Annotated in this window: 17 protein-coding genes and 1 other RNA gene; 14 read left to right on the top strand and 4 right to left on the bottom strand. The window is 66.5% G+C overall.

Translation table 11 applies throughout. The annotated features are described in order from the left end of the window. Positions 1–330: 330 nt before the first annotated feature. The 3 genes from QRM89_RS14265 to QRM89_RS14275 are packed head-to-tail and all read left to right on the top strand — an operon-like array spanning position 331 to position 3,989. Positions 331–1,236, top strand: coding sequence for a ScpA family protein (locus tag QRM89_RS14265; RefSeq protein ID WP_011037357.1), 906 nt, complete (start codon positions 331–333; stop codon positions 1,234–1,236). A gap of 13 nt (positions 1,237–1,249) precedes the next feature. Further along, positions 1,250–2,380: an SMC-Scp complex subunit ScpB gene (gene scpB / locus QRM89_RS14270; RefSeq protein WP_285448308.1), complete on the top strand. Its 1,131-nt coding sequence runs from the start codon at positions 1,250–1,252 to the stop codon at positions 2,378–2,380. Beyond that, a complete protein-coding gene (locus tag QRM89_RS14275) occupies positions 2,373–3,989 on the top strand; it encodes a pseudouridine synthase (protein ID WP_228424653.1) in 1,617 nt (538 codons plus the stop codon). The genes scpB and QRM89_RS14275 overlap by 8 nt, the downstream gene beginning before the upstream one ends. A gap of 861 nt (positions 3,990–4,850) precedes the next feature. On the opposite strand, the gene QRM89_RS14280 is transcribed toward QRM89_RS14275, so the two are convergent. Then, positions 4,851–5,288: a hypothetical protein gene (locus QRM89_RS14280; protein WP_042599256.1), complete on the bottom strand. Its 438-nt coding sequence runs from the start codon at positions 5,286–5,288 to the stop codon at positions 4,851–4,853. Between the two features lie 475 nt (positions 5,289–5,763). On the opposite strand from QRM89_RS14280, the gene QRM89_RS14285 reads away from it, so the two are divergent. Then, positions 5,764–6,567, top strand: a complete 804-nt coding sequence (locus tag QRM89_RS14285; RefSeq protein WP_228424652.1) for a glutaminyl-peptide cyclotransferase — start codon at positions 5,764–5,766, stop codon at positions 6,565–6,567. 258 nt (positions 6,568–6,825) lie between these two features. Here the strand turns inward: QRM89_RS14285 and QRM89_RS14290 are convergent, their stop codons facing one another. The 3 genes from QRM89_RS14290 to QRM89_RS14300 all read right to left on the bottom strand — a co-directional run bounded on the left by QRM89_RS14290 (position 6,826) and on the right by QRM89_RS14300 (position 9,155). After that, positions 6,826–7,638 (bottom strand): amidohydrolase, encoded by an 813-nt coding sequence (locus QRM89_RS14290; RefSeq protein ID WP_285448309.1) that lies wholly within the window; start codon positions 7,636–7,638, stop codon positions 6,826–6,828. Continuing rightward, positions 7,635–7,943, bottom strand: a complete 309-nt coding sequence (locus QRM89_RS14295; RefSeq protein WP_076055080.1) for a hypothetical protein — start codon at positions 7,941–7,943, stop codon at positions 7,635–7,637. The genes QRM89_RS14290 and QRM89_RS14295 overlap by 4 nt, the downstream gene beginning before the upstream one ends. Before the next feature lie 63 nt (positions 7,944–8,006). Next, complete coding sequence (locus QRM89_RS14300) at positions 8,007–9,155, bottom strand: pyridoxal phosphate-dependent aminotransferase (RefSeq protein ID WP_285448310.1); 1,149 nt, start codon at positions 9,153–9,155, stop codon at positions 8,007–8,009. A gap of 197 nt (positions 9,156–9,352) precedes the next feature. Between QRM89_RS14300 and ccmA the strand changes: the two genes are divergently transcribed. The 10 genes from ccmA (at position 9,353) to QRM89_RS14350 (ending at position 16,433) form a co-directional block, all read left to right on the top strand. Beyond that, positions 9,353–9,997, top strand: coding sequence for a heme ABC exporter ATP-binding protein CcmA (gene ccmA, locus QRM89_RS14305; protein WP_011037364.1), 645 nt, complete (start codon positions 9,353–9,355; stop codon positions 9,995–9,997). Further along, positions 9,994–10,689 (top strand): heme exporter protein CcmB, encoded by a 696-nt coding sequence (gene ccmB / locus QRM89_RS14310; protein WP_011037365.1) that lies wholly within the window; start codon positions 9,994–9,996, stop codon positions 10,687–10,689. The genes ccmA and ccmB overlap by 4 nt, the downstream gene beginning before the upstream one ends. Positions 10,690–10,765: 76 nt before the next feature. After that, on the top strand, positions 10,766–11,515 hold the full coding sequence (locus tag QRM89_RS14315) for a heme ABC transporter permease (protein WP_011037366.1): 750 nt from the start codon (positions 10,766–10,768) through the stop codon (positions 11,513–11,515). Next, complete coding sequence (locus QRM89_RS14320; protein WP_012438189.1) at positions 11,512–11,682, top strand: heme exporter protein CcmD; 171 nt, start codon at positions 11,512–11,514, stop codon at positions 11,680–11,682. The genes QRM89_RS14315 and QRM89_RS14320 overlap by 4 nt, the downstream gene beginning before the upstream one ends. After that, positions 11,679–12,137, top strand: a complete 459-nt coding sequence (gene ccmE / locus QRM89_RS14325) for a cytochrome c maturation protein CcmE (RefSeq protein WP_011037368.1) — start codon at positions 11,679–11,681, stop codon at positions 12,135–12,137. The genes QRM89_RS14320 and ccmE overlap by 4 nt, the downstream gene beginning before the upstream one ends. 123 nt (positions 12,138–12,260) lie before the next feature. Further along, complete coding sequence (locus QRM89_RS14330) at positions 12,261–14,198, top strand: heme lyase CcmF/NrfE family subunit (RefSeq protein WP_042599261.1); 1,938 nt, start codon at positions 12,261–12,263, stop codon at positions 14,196–14,198. Next, on the top strand, positions 14,191–14,793 hold the full coding sequence (locus QRM89_RS14335) for a DsbE family thiol:disulfide interchange protein (protein WP_011037370.1): 603 nt from the start codon (positions 14,191–14,193) through the stop codon (positions 14,791–14,793). The genes QRM89_RS14330 and QRM89_RS14335 overlap by 8 nt, the downstream gene beginning before the upstream one ends. After that, positions 14,790–15,224, top strand: coding sequence for a cytochrome c-type biogenesis protein (locus QRM89_RS14340; protein WP_042599262.1), 435 nt, complete (start codon positions 14,790–14,792; stop codon positions 15,222–15,224). Before QRM89_RS14335 ends, QRM89_RS14340 begins: the two co-directional genes overlap by 4 nt. Next, positions 15,224–16,237 (top strand): tetratricopeptide repeat protein, encoded by a 1,014-nt coding sequence (locus QRM89_RS14345; protein ID WP_285448311.1) that lies wholly within the window; start codon positions 15,224–15,226, stop codon positions 16,235–16,237. Before QRM89_RS14340 ends, QRM89_RS14345 begins: the two co-directional genes overlap by 1 nt. Before the next feature lie 121 nt (positions 16,238–16,358). Next, positions 16,359–16,433, top strand: a non-coding RNA gene (locus tag QRM89_RS14350) — sX9 sRNA. Positions 16,434–16,524 lie beyond the last annotated feature (91 nt).

Here is a 16,524-nt window from a genome sequence, read left to right on the forward strand (position 1 = left end):
ATTCTAGCCGCGCCAGCGCTGGACACCGCCCCCACACACGCATTACCCTTGACACCACTGCACACGCAACCGGACGCAGCGGCCCGTCGGCCCAGGCTCAACGCTTCTCTCGACGGCCGATTCGCTGCCCACCGCCGGCCCGCGTAGACGACCTCCTCGCTGTTCCGTCGCCGCCTGCCACGCGGCGCCTGATTGCACGCGGACCGGCGTATGTGGATTTGTGGGATCGTGCCGAAGCAGGCACGACATTGATCGCAATAACTCAAGGCAAAGCCCTGCAGGCACGGCTCCGTACCGTGGCCGGCGACCGCAAGACCCGATGTCGACCTGATGAATTCCGAACTCGCGCACGACGCGAATCCGCCAGCCACGAGCGCGCCACCGCAGCAGCAGGAAATGCCGCTGGCGGTCGTGCATGGGCAACCGGTGCTGCAGATCCCGCAGGATTTGTATATCCCGCCGGACGCGCTGGAAGTCATCCTGGACGCCTTCGAAGGTCCGCTGGACCTGTTGCTGTACCTGATCCGCCGTCAGAACCTGGACATCCTGGATATTCCCGTCGCCGAAATCACCCGGCAGTACGTGGACTACATCAACGTGATGCAGGAGCTGCGTTTCGAACTGGCGGCCGAATACCTGGTGATGGCCGCGATCCTGGCCGAGATCAAGTCGCGCATGCTGCTGCCGCGCCCGCCCAGCCAGGAAGGCGAAGAAGACGACCCGCGCGCGGAACTGGTGCGCCGGCTGCAGGAATACGAACGGTTCAAGCAGGCCGCCGAGGATCTGGACACCCTGCCCCGCATGGGGCGCGACTCGGCGCCGGTGCAGGCGCATCTGCCCGAACGTGCCGCGGTCAAGCTGCCGCCGCCGGTGGATTTGAAAGAAATGCTGATGGCGCTGTACGACGTGCTCAAGCGCGCCGAACTGTTTACCGGGCATGCAATCAAGCGCGAGGCGCTGAGCGTGCGCCAGCGCATGGGCGATGTGCTCAGCCGTCTGGACGATGGCAAGTTCTACCGATTCGAATCGCTGTTCACTGCCGAGGAAGGCAAGCTCGGCGTGCTGGTCACCTTTTTGGCGTTGCTGGAATTGGCCAAGGAGCAGTTGCTGGACATCGTGCAGGAAGCGCCGCTGGCGCCGATCTACGTGAAGTCGCTGGCGTTGGGCAATACCAATGCGCCGTTGCAATTCTCCAGCGAATTCGACGACAGCGACGCTGCCAACGAACCCACCTGAAGCCGATCACCGAATGGATCAAGCGCTGATCACCCGCATTATCGAAGCCGCCCTGTTGGCCAGCAGCCAGCCGTTGACGCTGGCGCAGCTGCAAGGGCTGTTTCCCGAGGAAGAGCCGGCACCGCCCGGCAGCGTGGAGCGCGCGCTGGAACTGCTGCGCGAGGGGTGCACCGAGCGCGGTGTGGAACTGGTGGAAGTGGCGTCCGGCTTCCGCTTTCAGGTCAAGGCCGACGTGCACGGCTGGGTGGCGCGGCTGTGGACCGAGCGCCGCACCAAGTACACCCGTGCCACGCTGGAGACCCTGGCGCTGATCGCCTACCGCCAGCCGATCACCCGCGGCGAAATCGAGCAGGTGCGCGGCGTGGCGGTGAGCAGCAACATCATCCAGGCCCTGGAAGAACGCGAGTGGATCCGCGTGGTGGGCCACCGCGACGTGCCCGGCAAGCCCGCCCTGTTCGGCACCACCAAGGGCTTTCTGGACTACTTCGGGCTCAAGCGGCTGGACGAGCTGCCGCCATTGTCTGAGTTGAAGGACATCGCCGAGCTGGAACCGCAGCTGCCGCTGGATCGCGACGGCCAGCTGGACGGCCCGGTGCCCGCCGCGGCCGCGATGGCGCAAGACGAGACCGCGCCGGCTGATACAGAGCAGGCTGATGGCGAACAGAGCGATGACGCCGCCGACGCCAGCGCTGATGATGTCGCCGGAGCAGACAACGACGGCGATGCAATGAATGCCGATGCTGATAGCGACGACGACGGCGCAGCAGTGCCCACCGATGCAGCGCCAGATGCAGACGTGGAGCCGCAAGCCGACGGAGACGCCACCCAGGTCGAAACGACCGGCGCCGGCACCGATGGCCCCGAGGCCCAGGGCAGCGACAGCGCAGACAGCGCTGCCGATGCGCACGACCCGAACGATGCAACACCGCAGCACCCCGCGGCCGCCGCGGCGCAGGACCCGAACACGCACGACCCACAGACCGCCCGCGAGGGCGAACCCGACACCGCGCCGGGCACGCGCGCGGATGCAGTGAACGAAGACGAAGACAACGCCGTCGCGACGACGACCGTGGCTGTTGACGAAGCCGATTCCGACCCAGAGGCCGACCCAGAACGCGTCGGCCGGAGCCAGACACATGAGTGACACCCCCCGCAAGCTGTCGTTGAACAAGCTTTCCCTCAAGCGCGACAGCGCGCCCGAAGCGCCGAAACTGGAAGAGCGCCTGCACAAGGTGCTGGCCCAGGCCGGCCTGGGCTCGCGCCGCGCGCTGGAGCAGCGCATTGCCGATGGCCTGATCAAGGTCAATGGCGCCGTCGCGCAGACCGGCATGTCGGTGCGCAGCGGCGACAAGATCGAACTGGACGGCCGCAGCTTCGTCGCCAGCGCGCTGACCGAATCCTCGCGCGTGCTGGTCTACAACAAGCCCGAAGGCGAAGTGACCACCCGCGAAGATCCCGAAGGCCGCCCGACCGTATTCGAGTCGCTGCCGGCGCTGAAGGGCTCGCGCTGGATCGCTATCGGCCGCCTGGACATCAACACCACCGGCCTGCTGCTGCTCACCACCGATGGCGAGCTGGCCAACGCGATGATGCACCCCTCCTACGAGGTTGAACGCGAGTACGTGGTGCGCGTGCGCGCCCCGGAAGGCGAAGAGAAGGTGCCCGACAGCATGATCGAGCGGCTTTCGCGCGGCGTGTTGCTGGAAGACGGAGGCGCCAAGTTCGACGAGATCGAACGCATCGGTGGCACCGATTCGCACGACTGGTTCCGCGTGGTGGTCAAGGAAGGCCGTAACCGCGAAGTGCGCCGCCTGTGGGAGTCGCAAGGCTGCCAGGTCAGCCGCCTCAAGCGCACCCGCTACGGCAAGGTGTCGCTACCGCGCGAGCTGTTGCGCGGGCAATCGGTGGAACTGGCGCAGGAAAAGGTCGACGCCCTGCGCGCCGAACTCAAGCTGGAAGAAGGCGCGCCGTCGGCACTGACGCTGCAGCCGGTGATCGGCCAGCGCCGCGCCGCCAAGTCGACCGTGCACGTGTCGCGCGACGGCCGCAGCAATGCCTACGTCAACGGCCAGACCTCCGGCGCCGATGAAGGCCGTGAGCTGCGCCGCTTTGACAACCTGCGCGAGGATCGCGGCGGGCGTGGTGGCCGCGGCAAGCCCGGTGGTTTCAAGGGCGGCCTGACGGTCAGCGGCGAAGCCGCTGCCAAGCAATCGCAGCAGCGCCCGTTCAAGCAGCGTGGCCCGGCCAAGGGCGACCGCTCGCTACCGGACGGCAACCCGGCCGCGTTCCGCAGCTGGTATGTGCCCGATGGCGTGAGCACCGGCCCGAGCGGCCACCGCAACGCAGGCCCCGGCGGCGCCGGCACCGGCCAGCCGCGTCCTTACGCCAAGAAGGGTCCGGGCGGCGCACGCCCGGGCGCAGGCGGCCAGGGCCGCGGCGCGGCAGGCGGGCAAGGTCAGTCGCAGGGTCAAGGTCAGGGCCAGCGCAAGCACCCCTACGGCCACCCGGGCAACGCGCCGAGCTTCCCGTCCGATCACGCCAACCCGGGTTTCAGCCCGTATGGCGCCGCGCGGCCGGCCACCGGTCGTCCGACCGGTGCGCGTGCAGGCGGCCCCGGCGGCAACCGTGGACCAGGCGGTAATCGTGGTCCCGGTGGTCCGGGCGGCGCACCGCGTGGCCCAGGTGGTCCGGGTGGTCGTCCCCCGGGTGGCGGCAACCGTCGGCCACCAGGTGGCGGCAATCGCGGTCGCTAAGCTACAAGACGTGCAAAAAAAAACGGCCCTGCGAAGGGCCGTTTTTCGTTATCGCTTGGATCATGTCTGCTTGAATCACGCGATACATCGAAGTAAGCGAGACGTTAACAGTGGCTCGCAGCGAAAACTTTGGCTCGCAGCGAACCGGCACGCGAGGCAGCTTTAGAGCGGCCAACGGAACACGGCTATGCGGGCGCGGCCGGCTTTGTGGTTCCCATCAGCACACAACCACGTTGCCAGGTGCGATGTCCTCACCGCTTGCGGGACCGTGTGGAGGCATGGATGCCGCCACCGAGCCTACATGGACGTACTTGCGGCGTGTCCCGCAAGCGGTGAGGGCAACGCGCCCTCGACTAACCAAGCTTTTTGACTACATCTAAATGCGGCTAAGACTCGACATTTCGATTGTCTTCTCTTGTCTTGGAGTGGTTGGACAGTGCGGATAGATCACTTGCAGAGCGGCTGATCTGCGGCTTGGCTGCAGGGCCCTAGCCCGCCCACCGGCGCGGGACACGCTGCAAGTACGTCCATGTAAGCTCTTCTACGGCATCCATGCCGCATAAGGTCCCGCGCCGGTGGGCGGGCAAGGACCAGTCCAGAGTGTCGGTGCGCATGTGCGAGCAGTGCATGCCGTGCGGCCGTCGGACTAGTTGCCGGTCTGATCAAGTTCACTCGATCCGCGCAATGTCGCTACCATCCCGACATCATTTCACTCGTCAATCAAAGTCAGTGCGGCCAACGCACTGCCGCCATCGCTACAGACCTCTAGAGGCTTTGTTACCTATCTCTAGGTAACAAAGCCTCTCGCGTACAGATGCGCTTGTTGTGTGCAGTGCCGTCTTCAGCGCCCTCTGCTGCGTCTTACTTGCGACGCTCGATCACGAAGTTGCCTACATTGACACCCAGGTCCACACCTTCACCCGTCCCGGCCAGGGCTAGCGAGATGTCGCCTTTGGTGACGACCTGTGCGGTACTGGACTTGACCACGCCGGCATGCGCCTCGGCGGCCGCATAGGTGCCCAGCAGATCATTGAGGCTGTATGCACCGGAGAAGGTGCCGCGGCCGCCGGTGATCTTTGACTTGCCGACTGTCAGGCCACCGCCCTTGCTGGAGATCTTCACCGGAATCACCGCACCGTTGTCGCAGGTGATGGTGCCGGTGCCGCTGGCGGTCTTGTAGAACACCGACCAGCCTTCGAGATTGAACGACAGTTTGCAGTCGATGTTGCCTGCTGCCTGGGCCTGCGGCGCGAGCGTGGCGACGCCCAGCAGCGCGAGCAGAGAGAACGACTTGATCATGTGCAGCTTCCGGTGATGGACGTGGCGCGAGCCTAGCAGCGCCGGTGTGGCGGTCGCGACAAGGTCCCCGCGCCGTGCAAGCGCCGGTTCAGCGAATCGTTGGGGCGCGTGCAAGGCGCAGGCGGCGCAGTTCACCGCGTGGCCTCCCGTGCCGATGGGCGCCACCGTCGGAGCGAAGCGCTGGCGGCGCGAAGGCGCAAGGCCGAGCCGCCGCTGGGGGCCGTTGCGTGCCGACTTCCATATCGGAATCGATGGCGTCACTGACCTCACGTCCTGCATTTTCAATGCATAGGTGCGCTTGATGCAGCCTTGCGCAGCCGGGTCGAGAGACGGTTAGTCGCCGCGCACCGGGACAAATGGGATCACTGGCTCTGCATGCCGCATCCCAACGTGCAGGTGTCCTTGCATCCGGCGTTGATCGAGCAGATCGCGGTGCGGTTGGCTTCGGTCTTGGCCGGCATGGGATGATCACCTCATGCCACGTCTCGTCCCTGCCCTGCTACTCATCCTCGCACTCCTGCCGGCCATGGCAATCGCCCGCGACTCGGTCCCGACGCAGGGCTATCGCGTGGTCAAGCGCTATCCGCACGACACCGCTGCCTTTACCGAAGGCCTGTTCTATCTACGCGGCCATCTATACGAAAGCACTGGCGAGACCGGGCGCTCGAGCGTGCGCAAGGTGGACCTGGAAACAGGGCGCATCCTGCAACGCGCCGAGGTGCCGCCACCGTATTTCGGCGAAGGCATCGTGGCCTGGCGCGACCGCCTGATCCAGCTGACCTGGCGTAACCACGAAGGCTTCGTTTATGACCTGGCGACGCTGACGCCGCGCGCGCGTTTCCGTTATCCGGGCGAAGGCTGGGCGCTGACCAGCGATGACACCCACCTGTATATGAGCGACGGCACCGCCGTGATCCGCAAACTGGATCCGGACACATTGCAGCAGGTCGGCAGCATCAAGGTCACCGCTGGCGGACGGCCGCTGGACAATCTCAATGAACTGGAATGGGTCAACGGCGAGCTGCTCGCCAATGTCTGGCTGACCTCGCGCATTGCGCGCATCGATCCAGCCAGCGGCAAGGTAGTGGCCTGGATCGACCTGCAAGCGCTGGTGCCGGACGCCGACGCACTGACCGACTCCACCAACGATGTGCTCAACGGCATCGCATTCGACGCCGAGCACGACCGCTTGTTCGTCACCGGCAAACGCTGGCCGACGCTCTATGAAATCCGGCTCACACCACTGCCGCACGCCGCGGCCGGCAAGCACGCGCAGTAGCTGCGAAGCGCGGAGCGAACAGGGAGAGTCGCCCACCACTTCCGAGTGATTAGCGGCTGGCAGCCCAGGCAAGCGCAATGCAATGTCAGGCGCTAGCCGTCGCGCGCCGAAGCGGCCTACGCCTTAACGGAAACGCAGGTGTTCCACGACGAGCCGCTTTCAGCTGCTACCAGGCGGAAGCAGCCCGCAGATAAATCAGGCGTCAGAACTCCCGCCCTTGCAACTCCCTAATCCCGACTCCCAAATCCCCGCCCACACCTACTCGCCCAGCACAAAACTGTCCGCATCCAGCATCGCCGGGAAGCGCGCGCGGTGCTCAGCGAGCGCGGCTGCGCTGATCGTGGTGGTCACCACCTGTTCCTGTTCGCGGATTTCCACTTGCGGCTGGCCGAGGAAATCGATCACTGCGCTGTCGCCGGCGTAGTGCAACTGGTTGCCGTCCACCCCGACGCGATTGACCGCCGCCACGAAGCACAGGTTCTCGATCGCCCGCGCACGCAGCAGTGTCTTCCAGGCGTAGGCACGTGCCGACGGCCAATTGGCGACGAACAGCTGCAGATCGAAATCCAGTTGGCCCGGGCGCTCCACATCGAAGCGGTTGCGGCAAAACACCGGAAAGCGCAGGTCGTAGCAGACCTGTGGATTGATCCGCCACCCCTTCCACTCGACGCAAAGGCGCTCGCGCCCGGCCGCATAACGCAGATGCTCGTTGCCGAAGCGGAACAGGTGGCGCTTGTCGTAATACTGCAGCACCCCATCCGGCGTGGCCCACAGCAGCCGGTTGAACACACCGTGCTCGGTGCGCAGCTGCACGCTGCCGGTGATCGCCGCACCCAACCGCGCGGCCTGCGTGCGGATCCACGCCACGGTGGGCCCGTCCATGTCTTCGGCCTTGTCGATGGCCTCGTTGGAAAACCCGCTGGTGAAGGTTTCCGGCAGGATCACCAGATCGCTCTGCCCGGCCAACGGCTCCAGCAACGCGCCGTAATAATCGCGATTGCCGGCTGGATCGTGCCAGCGGGTGCTGCCCTGGACCAGAGAAATTTTTAGATCTTGCGGGGTAAGCGTCATCGCCAACGTGCTCCAATGCAAAGTGTGCCAAACAGACACAACAACCCTAGTGTGGGAGTTACCCAGCGCAGGTGGCGAACCAGACGGTTGGCGGTGGTGCGCCTTTCCTGGGCGGTGAGCAGGGCGAGATAACGTTCCACGTATCTCTCTCTCCGGGATGGCAGCACGGCGAAATCAAGATCCGCCCCCTGGCCACGGTCAGCTAGTCCGGTCAACACATGGCCATAAAAGAGTGCGCCATTGACCATTCCGCTAGCCAAGGTCAAGCCGAATGTGATGCCAAAATACATTCCCGTAATCGACATCGCCGTGATCCTTCACCTGGACTAAATGCAGTTTTCGCTCAGCCACGTTTTCGGCAGATGGCCTCAAAGCTGCTGTAACCGCGCTATCGCTGCATCCAAAGTGGCATCGTTCTTGGCGAAGCACAGCCGCGCCAGGCGTTGGCCGGACGGTGCGGTTTCGTAGAACGGCGACAGCGGAATCGCCGCCACGCCCTTCTCCACCGTCAGCCACTTCACGAACTCGGTGTCGGGCAGGTCGCTGATGGCCGAATAGTCCACCAGCTGGAAATAACCACCCGGCACCGGCAGCGGGACCAGGCGTGTGGTCAACAGCTGCGCGCGGAAGCGGTCGCGCTTGGCCTGATAGAACGCGCCCAGTTGCTCGTCGTGCTCCGGTTCGTCACGGAGCATCGCCGCGAACGCGTGCTGCGCGGGGCCGAAGCTGGTGAAGGTGTTGTACTGATGCACCTTGCGGAATTCAGCACTCAGCGCGGGCGGCGCAATGGCATACCCGATCTTCCAGCCGGTGCAATGGTAGGTCTTGCCGAAGCTGGAAATGACGAATGCGCGCGCGCGCAATTCCGGCCAGCGCAGCACCGACTCGTGCCGGCGGCCGTCGAACACGATGTGCTCGTAGACCTCGTCAGACAGCAGGAAGATATCGGTGCCATGCAGCAGCTCGGTGAGGGTCTGCATGTCGGCGGCTGAGAGCATCGCGCCGGAGGGATTGTGCGGCGAGTTGATCATCAGCAAGCGCGTCTTCGGAGTGATCGCCGCGCGCAGCGCGTCCCAATCCACCGCAAAGGTCTGCGGGTCCAGCGCCACGTGCACGGCGCGTGCGCCGGCCAGATCGATCGCCGGCTCGTAGCAGTCGTAGGCCGGGTCCAGCACGATCACTTCTTCGCCCGCGCGCACCACCGCGTGGATTGCGTTGAAGATGGCCTCGGTGGCGCCGCTGGTGACGGTGATTTCGGTATCGGCATCCACCTGCGCGCCATAGCAGCGCTGCGCCTTACCTGCGATGGCCTGGCGCAACGCGGCCAAACCGGTCATCGGCGGGTACTGGTTGTGCCCGGCGGCCATGGCTTGGCCGAGCGCGTCCACCAGCCGCTGCGGCACCGCGAAATCCGGGAAGCCCTGGCCCAGGTTGACCGCGCCGTGCTCGGCCGCCAGCTGCGACATGACGGTGAAGATGGTGGTGCCCACCTTGGGCAGCTTGGTCGTGACGGGCATCGCGCGTTTCCGGTCGACAAACAGGGGACCGCGAGTGTACGCAAACCCGCCCAGCCAGTGCGCCGGGCGATGCGCAAAACAGCGTTCCCGGACACATCACACCGCATGCGCGGCCCCGGGCCGTGCGCATCGTCGCTACAATGCGCGCCCTGTCTTGCCCTTCCCATGCCGTCCTGCGACGGGAGCCCGCTGCGCCGATGATCGATCCGCTCCACACTGCGCCGCCGTTGCTGGCTGCGCGCGCGCTGGCCTTCAGCCGCAACGAGGAGCCGGTGTTCGGCCCGCTGGACTTCCATGTCGATGCCGGCGAGGCCTTGCTGGTGCAAGGCGACAACGGCGCCGGCAAGACCACGCTGCTACGCGTGCTGGCCGGGCTGCTGCACGTGGAGCGCGGCGAGATCCTGATCGACGGCAAGACCGCTCGCCGTGGCGACCGCAGCCGATTCATGGCCTATCTCGGGCATCTGCCCGGCCTCAAGGCCGACCTCAGCACGCTGGAAAACCTGCATTTCCTGTGCGGCCTGCACGGCCGGCGGGCCAAGCAGATGCCTGGCAGTGCACTGGCCATCGTGGGCCTGGCCGGCTACGAGGATGCGCTGGTGCGGCAGCTCTCGGCCGGCCAGCGCAAGCGGCTGGCACTGGCCCGGCTGTGGCTCTCGCCGGCCCCGCTGTGGTTGCTGGACGAACCCTATGCCAACCTGGATCTGGAGGGCATCACCCTGGTCAACCGGATGATCTCCGCGCATCTGCGTGGCGGTGGCGCGGCCCTGGTCACCACGCATGGCGCCTATGCTGCGCCGCCGGTGCGCACGCGCATGCTGACCCTGGAGGCCGCCGCATGAGCGCGCATTCGCCGCAACCTTCGCTGTGGCAAGCCGGGCGGGCGCTGGTGCGCCGCGACCTGCAACTGCTGTGGCGCCGCCGCAGCGATGCGCTGCAGCCGGCGCTGTTCGCGCTGCTGATCGTAGTGCTGTTCGCGCTGGGCCTGGGCGGGCGCCCGGACCTGCTGGCGCAGGCCGCGCCGGCGGTGCTGTGGCTGTCGGTGCTGCTGGCCGGGCTGTTGTCGCTGGATGCGCTGTTCCGCAGCGATGTCGAAGACGGCTCGATGGAGCAATGGCTGCTCGCGCCGGTGCCGCTGGCCTGGTTGATCGCCGTGCGCGTGCTCCTGCACTGGGCCACCAGCGCACTGCCGCTGATCGCGGTGACCCCGTTGCTGGGCGAATTGCTGCACCTGCCACATGACCAACTGCCCGTGCTGCTGGCATCGTTGGCACTGGGAACACCGCTTCTGAGCCTGCTCGGCGCCGTGGTTGCAGCGCTGACAGTCACCATGAAACGCTCTGGTATTCTCGTGGCGCTGCTGGCGCTGCCGCTGTACGTGCCGGTGCTGGTGTTCGGCGCCGGCAGTGTGGCGGCCAGCGGACAAGGCCAGGATGCGGTGGGTGCGTTGTTGTTGTTGGGGGCCGGCCTGGTGATCGGCGTGGTTTTGGCACCGCTCGCTGCGGCGGCCGCGATCCGTATTTCACTGAGCTGACCAATGCAGTCGATGCGGCGTTGATGCGACACTCCGCTCCGCGAGCAATTGTCATACCGAGAGCCATCGCCATCGCATGAACGTCGTCGCCCGCTGGTTCCACCACGTTGCTTCCCCGCCGATCTTCGACCGTTTTACCGCGCGCTGGGCGCCGTGGTGCTATGCGCTGGCGGCGGTATTACTGGGCATCGGCATCTGGCAGGCATTGTTCGCGGTGCCGGCCGACTACCAGCAGGGCGACAGCTTCCGCATCCTGTACATCCACGTGCCCAGCGCATGGATGAGCCTGTTCGTGTTCGGGCTGATGGCGCTGTATGCGGCCATCGCGCTGATCTGGCGCATCAAGGTGTGCGAGATCCTGGCCATGGCCTGCGCGCCGATCGGCGCCGCCTTTACCGTGATCACCCTGCTCACCGGCAGCATCTGGGGCAAGCCGATGTGGGGCGCCTGGTGGGACTGGGACCCGCGCCTGACCACCGAATTGATCCTGCTGTTTCTGTACCTGGGCGTGATCGGGCTGTATCACGCCATCGACGACCGCCGTCAGGCCGCGCGGGCGGCGAGCCTGCTGGCAATCGTCGGCGTCGCGTTGCTGCCGGTGATCCGCTATTCGGTGGTGTGGTGGAATTCGCTGCACCAGGGCCAGAGCATCCGTCTGCTGGGCCCGTCCAGTATCGATGCCAGCATGCTGCTGCCGCTGTGGCTGATGGTGATCGGCACCAAGTTCTGGTTTGCCGGCTCGCTGCTCACGCGGGCGCGTGCCGACAACCTGCGCCGCGAAGCCGGCAAGGCGTGGATCGTGCGCGATGCGGAGGGCACGGCATGAATTATCTGCCCTATGTGATTGCGGCCTACGCGGTGTTCGCGCTGGTGCTGCTGTGGGATTTGATCGCCGGCCGCTGGCAGGTGCGCAAAGCATTGAAGGTGGCCCGCGCACGGCGCCTGCGCGAGCGCAAACGCACACTGCCCACCGATGTGGAGCTGACCCGATGAACCCGCAACGTCGCCGCCGTCTGTGGCTGGTGCTGGCGCTGGTGCTGGCCGGTGGCCTGGCGACCACGCTGGTGGCCATGGCTCTGCAGCGCAATGTGGCGTATCTATACACGCCGGCCGAGGTGTTGCGCGGCGAGGCCGGGGAGCACGCGCGCTTTCGGTTGGGCGGCATGGTGGAAAAAGGCTCGTTCCGGCGCGAAGCCGGCTCGCTGGAAGCGCACTTCCGCGTCACCGACGGCGACGCGCAATTGCCGGTGCGCTACGACCGCATCCTTCCCGACCTGTTCCGCGAGGGCCAGGCGGTGGTGGCCACCGGCCGCATGCAGCAAGGTGTGTTCGTGGCCGAGGACGTGCTGGCCAAGCATGATGAGACCTACATGCCCAAGGAAGTCGCCGACAAGATGGGCAGTGCGCATCGCAAGCACCAGGTTGCGCCAGCCAAGGTGACCCAGTGACGGTGACCTCCCTGGTAGACCGCGACGCACAGATCGACGGCACCGCGACTGACGGCCATACGCTGCCACGCAGGCGCGCGGTATCGCCGGCCATCCGACGTTGTAAGAATGACAGGCAGGCCGATGCTGCCTGAACTCGGTACCTTCCTGCTGGTGCTGGCGCTGCTGGTGGCGCTGGTGCAGGCCGTCGTGCCGCTGGCAGGCGCACAGCGCGGGCGCAGTGCCTGGATGGCGGTTGCCCGCCCCGCCGCATTGGTGCAACTGGCACTGATCGCTGCGGCATTCGCGGTATTGACGCACGCCTTCCTGGTGCAGGATTTTTCGGTGCGCTACGTGGCCGAGAACTCCAACTCGCTGCTGCCGTTGATCTATCGCTATTCGGCGGTCTGGGGCGCGCACGAAGGCTCGTTGCTGCTGTGGACGCTGGTGCTGGCGCTGTGGACGGGCGCGGTGGCGATCTGGTCGCGGCAGTTGCCCGCCCAGGTGATCGCACGCGTGCTGGGCGTGATGGCGCTGGTGAGCATCGGTTTCCTGGCGTTCCTGTTGTTCACCTCCAATCCGTTCGCGCGGTTGATGCCGGTGCCGCTGGAAGGCGCCGACCTCAATCCGCTGCTGCAGGACCCGGGCCTGATCATCCATCCGCCGATGCTTTATTGCGGGTATGTGGGCTTTGCGGTGCCGTTCGCGTTCGCCATTGCCGCGCTGCTGGAAGGCCGCATGGACGCACGCTGGCTGCGCTGGACTCGGCCATGGACCAACATCGCCTGGTCGATGCTTACCGTGGGCATCGCGCTGGGCAGCTGGTGGGCGTATTACGAACTGGGCTGGGGTGGCTGGTGGTTCTGGGACCCGGTGGAAAACGCCAGCTTCATGCCGTGGCTGGTCGGCACTGCGCTGCTGCACTCGCAGGCGGTCACCGAAAAACGCGGCAGCTTCGCCAGCTGGACGCTGCTGCTGGCGATCGCCGCCTTCGCGCTGTCGCTGCTGGGGACCTTCCTGGTGCGTTCGGGTGTGCTGACCAGCGTGCATTCGTTTGCGGCCGATCCCTCGCGCGGCGTGTTCATCCTGGTGTTCCTGCTGAGCGTGGTCGGCGGCTCGTTGCTGCTGTATGTGCTGCGCGCGCCGCGGTTGTCGCAGGGCGACGACCCGCGCCGGGCCTTTGCCGGCAGCTCGCGCGAAACGCTGCTGCTGTTGAACAACCTGCTGCTGGCCTGCGCCTGCGCGATGGTGCTGCTGGGCACGCTGTACCCGCTGCTGGCCGATGCACTGGGCCTGGGCAAACTGTCGGTTGGCCCGCCCTACTTCGGCACGTTGTTCCTGGTGCTGATGGCGCCGCTGGTGGCGCTGCTGCCGTTCGGGCCGCTGACCCGCTGGCAGCGCGAACAACCCTCGCGTCCGCTGGCGATGCTCGCACCCTGGGCCGCGCTGGCCGCCGTGCTCGGGGTGCTGGCCTGGTTCGCCGCACCGCAGGGCCAGCTGAAAGCGGCACTCGGCGTGGCGGGGGCGGCCTGGGTGGTGCTGGGCACGCTGCGCTTTTTGTGGACGCGCCGCGCTGCCAAGGGGCGCAAGTTCACCGCCGAGATGCTCGGCATGGCGCTGGCGCATACGGGCGTGGCGGTGTTCCTGGCCGGCGCCTTGCTAGTGGAATCGCTCAGCCTGCAGCGTGAAGTCGCGCTGGCACCCGGCCAGCAGATGGAGATCGGCAGCTACGCACTGCACTTCGACGGGCTGGAAGAAGTCCGCGGGCCGAACTACGTCTCCGACCGCGCCACCTTGCAGGTGTTCAAGGACGACGCGGCAGTGGGCACGCTGCATGCCGAAAAACGCCGTTACGCCAGTGGCGGCCAAACCCTGACCGAGGCGGCGATCCGCCCGGGTCCGTTTGGCGATCTTTACGTCGCCCTGGGCGAACCGCTGGGCAATCAGGCCTGGGCGGTGCGCGTGCATCTCAAACCGTTTGTCCGCTGGATCTGGCTGGGAGCGCTGCTGATGGCGCTCGGCGGCCTGGTCACCGCGGCCGACCGGCGTTTCCGTCGTTCTCCGGAGTCCCTAAATGTCTGACCCCCGCACCTCCCGCCTGCCCACCGCCGTGCTTGTGGGAGCGGGCATCCTGCTGCTCGCGCTGGCGGCGTTGCTGGTCTACGCCGTGGTGCGTTCGGGCAATGACGACCGCGACGCCCTGCCGTCGGCACTGATCGGCAAGCCGGCGCCGGAGTTCGCGCTGCCGTTGCTGCACGACCCCAGCATCATCGTGCATGCGCGCGAACTGCGCGGCGCGCCCTACATCATCAACGTGTGGGGCAGCTGGTGCCCGGCCTGCCGCGAAGAACATCCGGTGCTGAGCCGCTTCGCACTGACCAAGCGCGTGCGCGTGATCGGCTACAACTGGAAGGACGAGCGCGCCGATGCCTTGCGCTGGCTCGAACAACTTGGCAACCCGTATCTGCTGGTGGTCGCCGACACCGATGGCCGCACCGCGATCGACTTCGGCATTGCCGCCGCACCGGAAACCTTCCTGGTCGACGGCCGCGGCGTGGTGCGCTGGAAGTACAGCGGCATGCTGACCCAATCCATCATCGACACCCAGCTGATTCCGGCCCTGACCCGCATCGAGCGCTCGCCCAGCGCCGCGCCGGATCTGCACACCGCCCGATGACACGCGCCTGGCTACTCGCGTTGTTGCTGTGGCCCTGGCTGGCATTGGCCCAGCCAATGGGCGACCCCTCGCCGCTGCTGTACCGCTCGGCCGCCGAGGAAGCGCGCTTTCATGCGCTCACCGCCGAGCTGCGTTGCGTGCAATGCCAGAACCAGTCGCTGGCCGATTCCAACGCGCAAATTGCACAGGACCTGCGCCGCGAAGTGCTGGCGCTGATGCACGAAGGCCGCAGCGACGCGCAGATCCGCCAGTTTCTGGTAGCCCGCTACGGTGAGTTCGTGCTGTACCGGCCGCAGGTCGAATCGCGCACCTGGCTGCTGTGGTTCGGCCCGTTGCTGGTGCTGCTGCTCGGCGGCACGGCGGTGGCGCTGGTGGTGCGGCGGCGCAGTGCGGCAGCGCCCACCACCAGCGTCGACGAGCAGGAGTGGTGATGGCGATCTTTGTCGCGTGCATCGTGGTGCTGGCGGTACTGGCTTTCGGCCTGGTGCTGCGCCCTTTGTGGCGCGAGGCGCGCGGCTTGGCCGGTGCGCTGGTGGTGTTGCTGCTGGCGGCCAGCGCCGCGCTTTACTGGCTGGTTGGCACGCCGGCGGCGATCGAACAGACCGCTGATCGCCCGACCACGCCACGCACATTGGACGAGGCCATCGTGCAGCTGCGCACTGCCCTGGCGCGCAACCCAGACCAGGCCGAAGGCTGGGTGCTGCTGGGGCGGTCGCTGTCCAGCCAGGAGAAGTTCGCCGAAGCGCGCGATGCATTTGCCCGTGCCGTGGCGCTGCGCCCGGACGAGCCGGATGTATTGGTGGCCGCCGCGCAGACGCGCATGCTCGCCGACGACACGCCGCAGCCGGATCACGAGGCGCAACGCCTGCTCGAACATGCGCTTGCGGTGCAGCCCGAACACGAGCGTGCGCGCTGGTTCCTCGGCGTGGTGCAACGCCAGGCCGGGCAGCCCGCTGCGGCCAGCGCTACCTGGCTGCCGCTGCTGGAGGTGGTGGACCCCAAGACTCGCCCCGGGCTGCTGGAACAGATCAATGCCGCGCGTCGCGAGGCCAAGCTGGAGCCGATCCAGGCCGCCGCACCGGCAACCGCCACGGCCAGCACAGGCAAGGCCATTCGCGTGCGGGTGGTGCTGGACGCCGAGTTTGCCAAGCGCGCCGGCTTGCCCGCCGACACCAGTGTGTTCGTGATTGCACGGTCCGCCGACACCCCGATGCCGGTGGCGGTGGAAAAACACCCGCTCAGCGCGCTGCCATTGACCGTCACCCTGGATGATGGCGACAGCCCGATGCCCACGCGCACGCTGTCGTCGCTGGACAAGGTGCAACTGGTGGCCCGGCTCTCGCGCAGCGGCAATGCGATGCGCCAGAGCGATGACGTGGAAAGCACGCCGGTGACGGTGCAGTTGCCCACCGATGCGCAGGTGGAGCTGGTCATCGGCCGCTGAGTGCTGCGCGCTTGTAAGCGCATAGCACTCCGGGCGCGCGCGGAAACACCTCGGCATTCAGAGTAGCTATCAAAACGACTGCGCAGCCGCCAGGCGGGCGCGGCCGGTGCTCGGAATCGGCATGTACCCACGTACACTCCGGTTCCTCCGCGCCTTCCGCAAGCACCTGACGACTGCTCGCTACGTTTTGTTAGCCGCTCTAAAGCGATCACATCGCCGGAAACCGGCACCTTCAACGCGGCGCACTGCCCACGCCCTCACACCGCGACAGCGCGTGCCAACCGTGC

This window comes from Xanthomonas sp. LMC-A-07 (assembly GCF_030208825.1).
GTDB lineage: Bacteria > Pseudomonadota > Gammaproteobacteria > Xanthomonadales > Xanthomonadaceae > Xanthomonas > Xanthomonas campestris.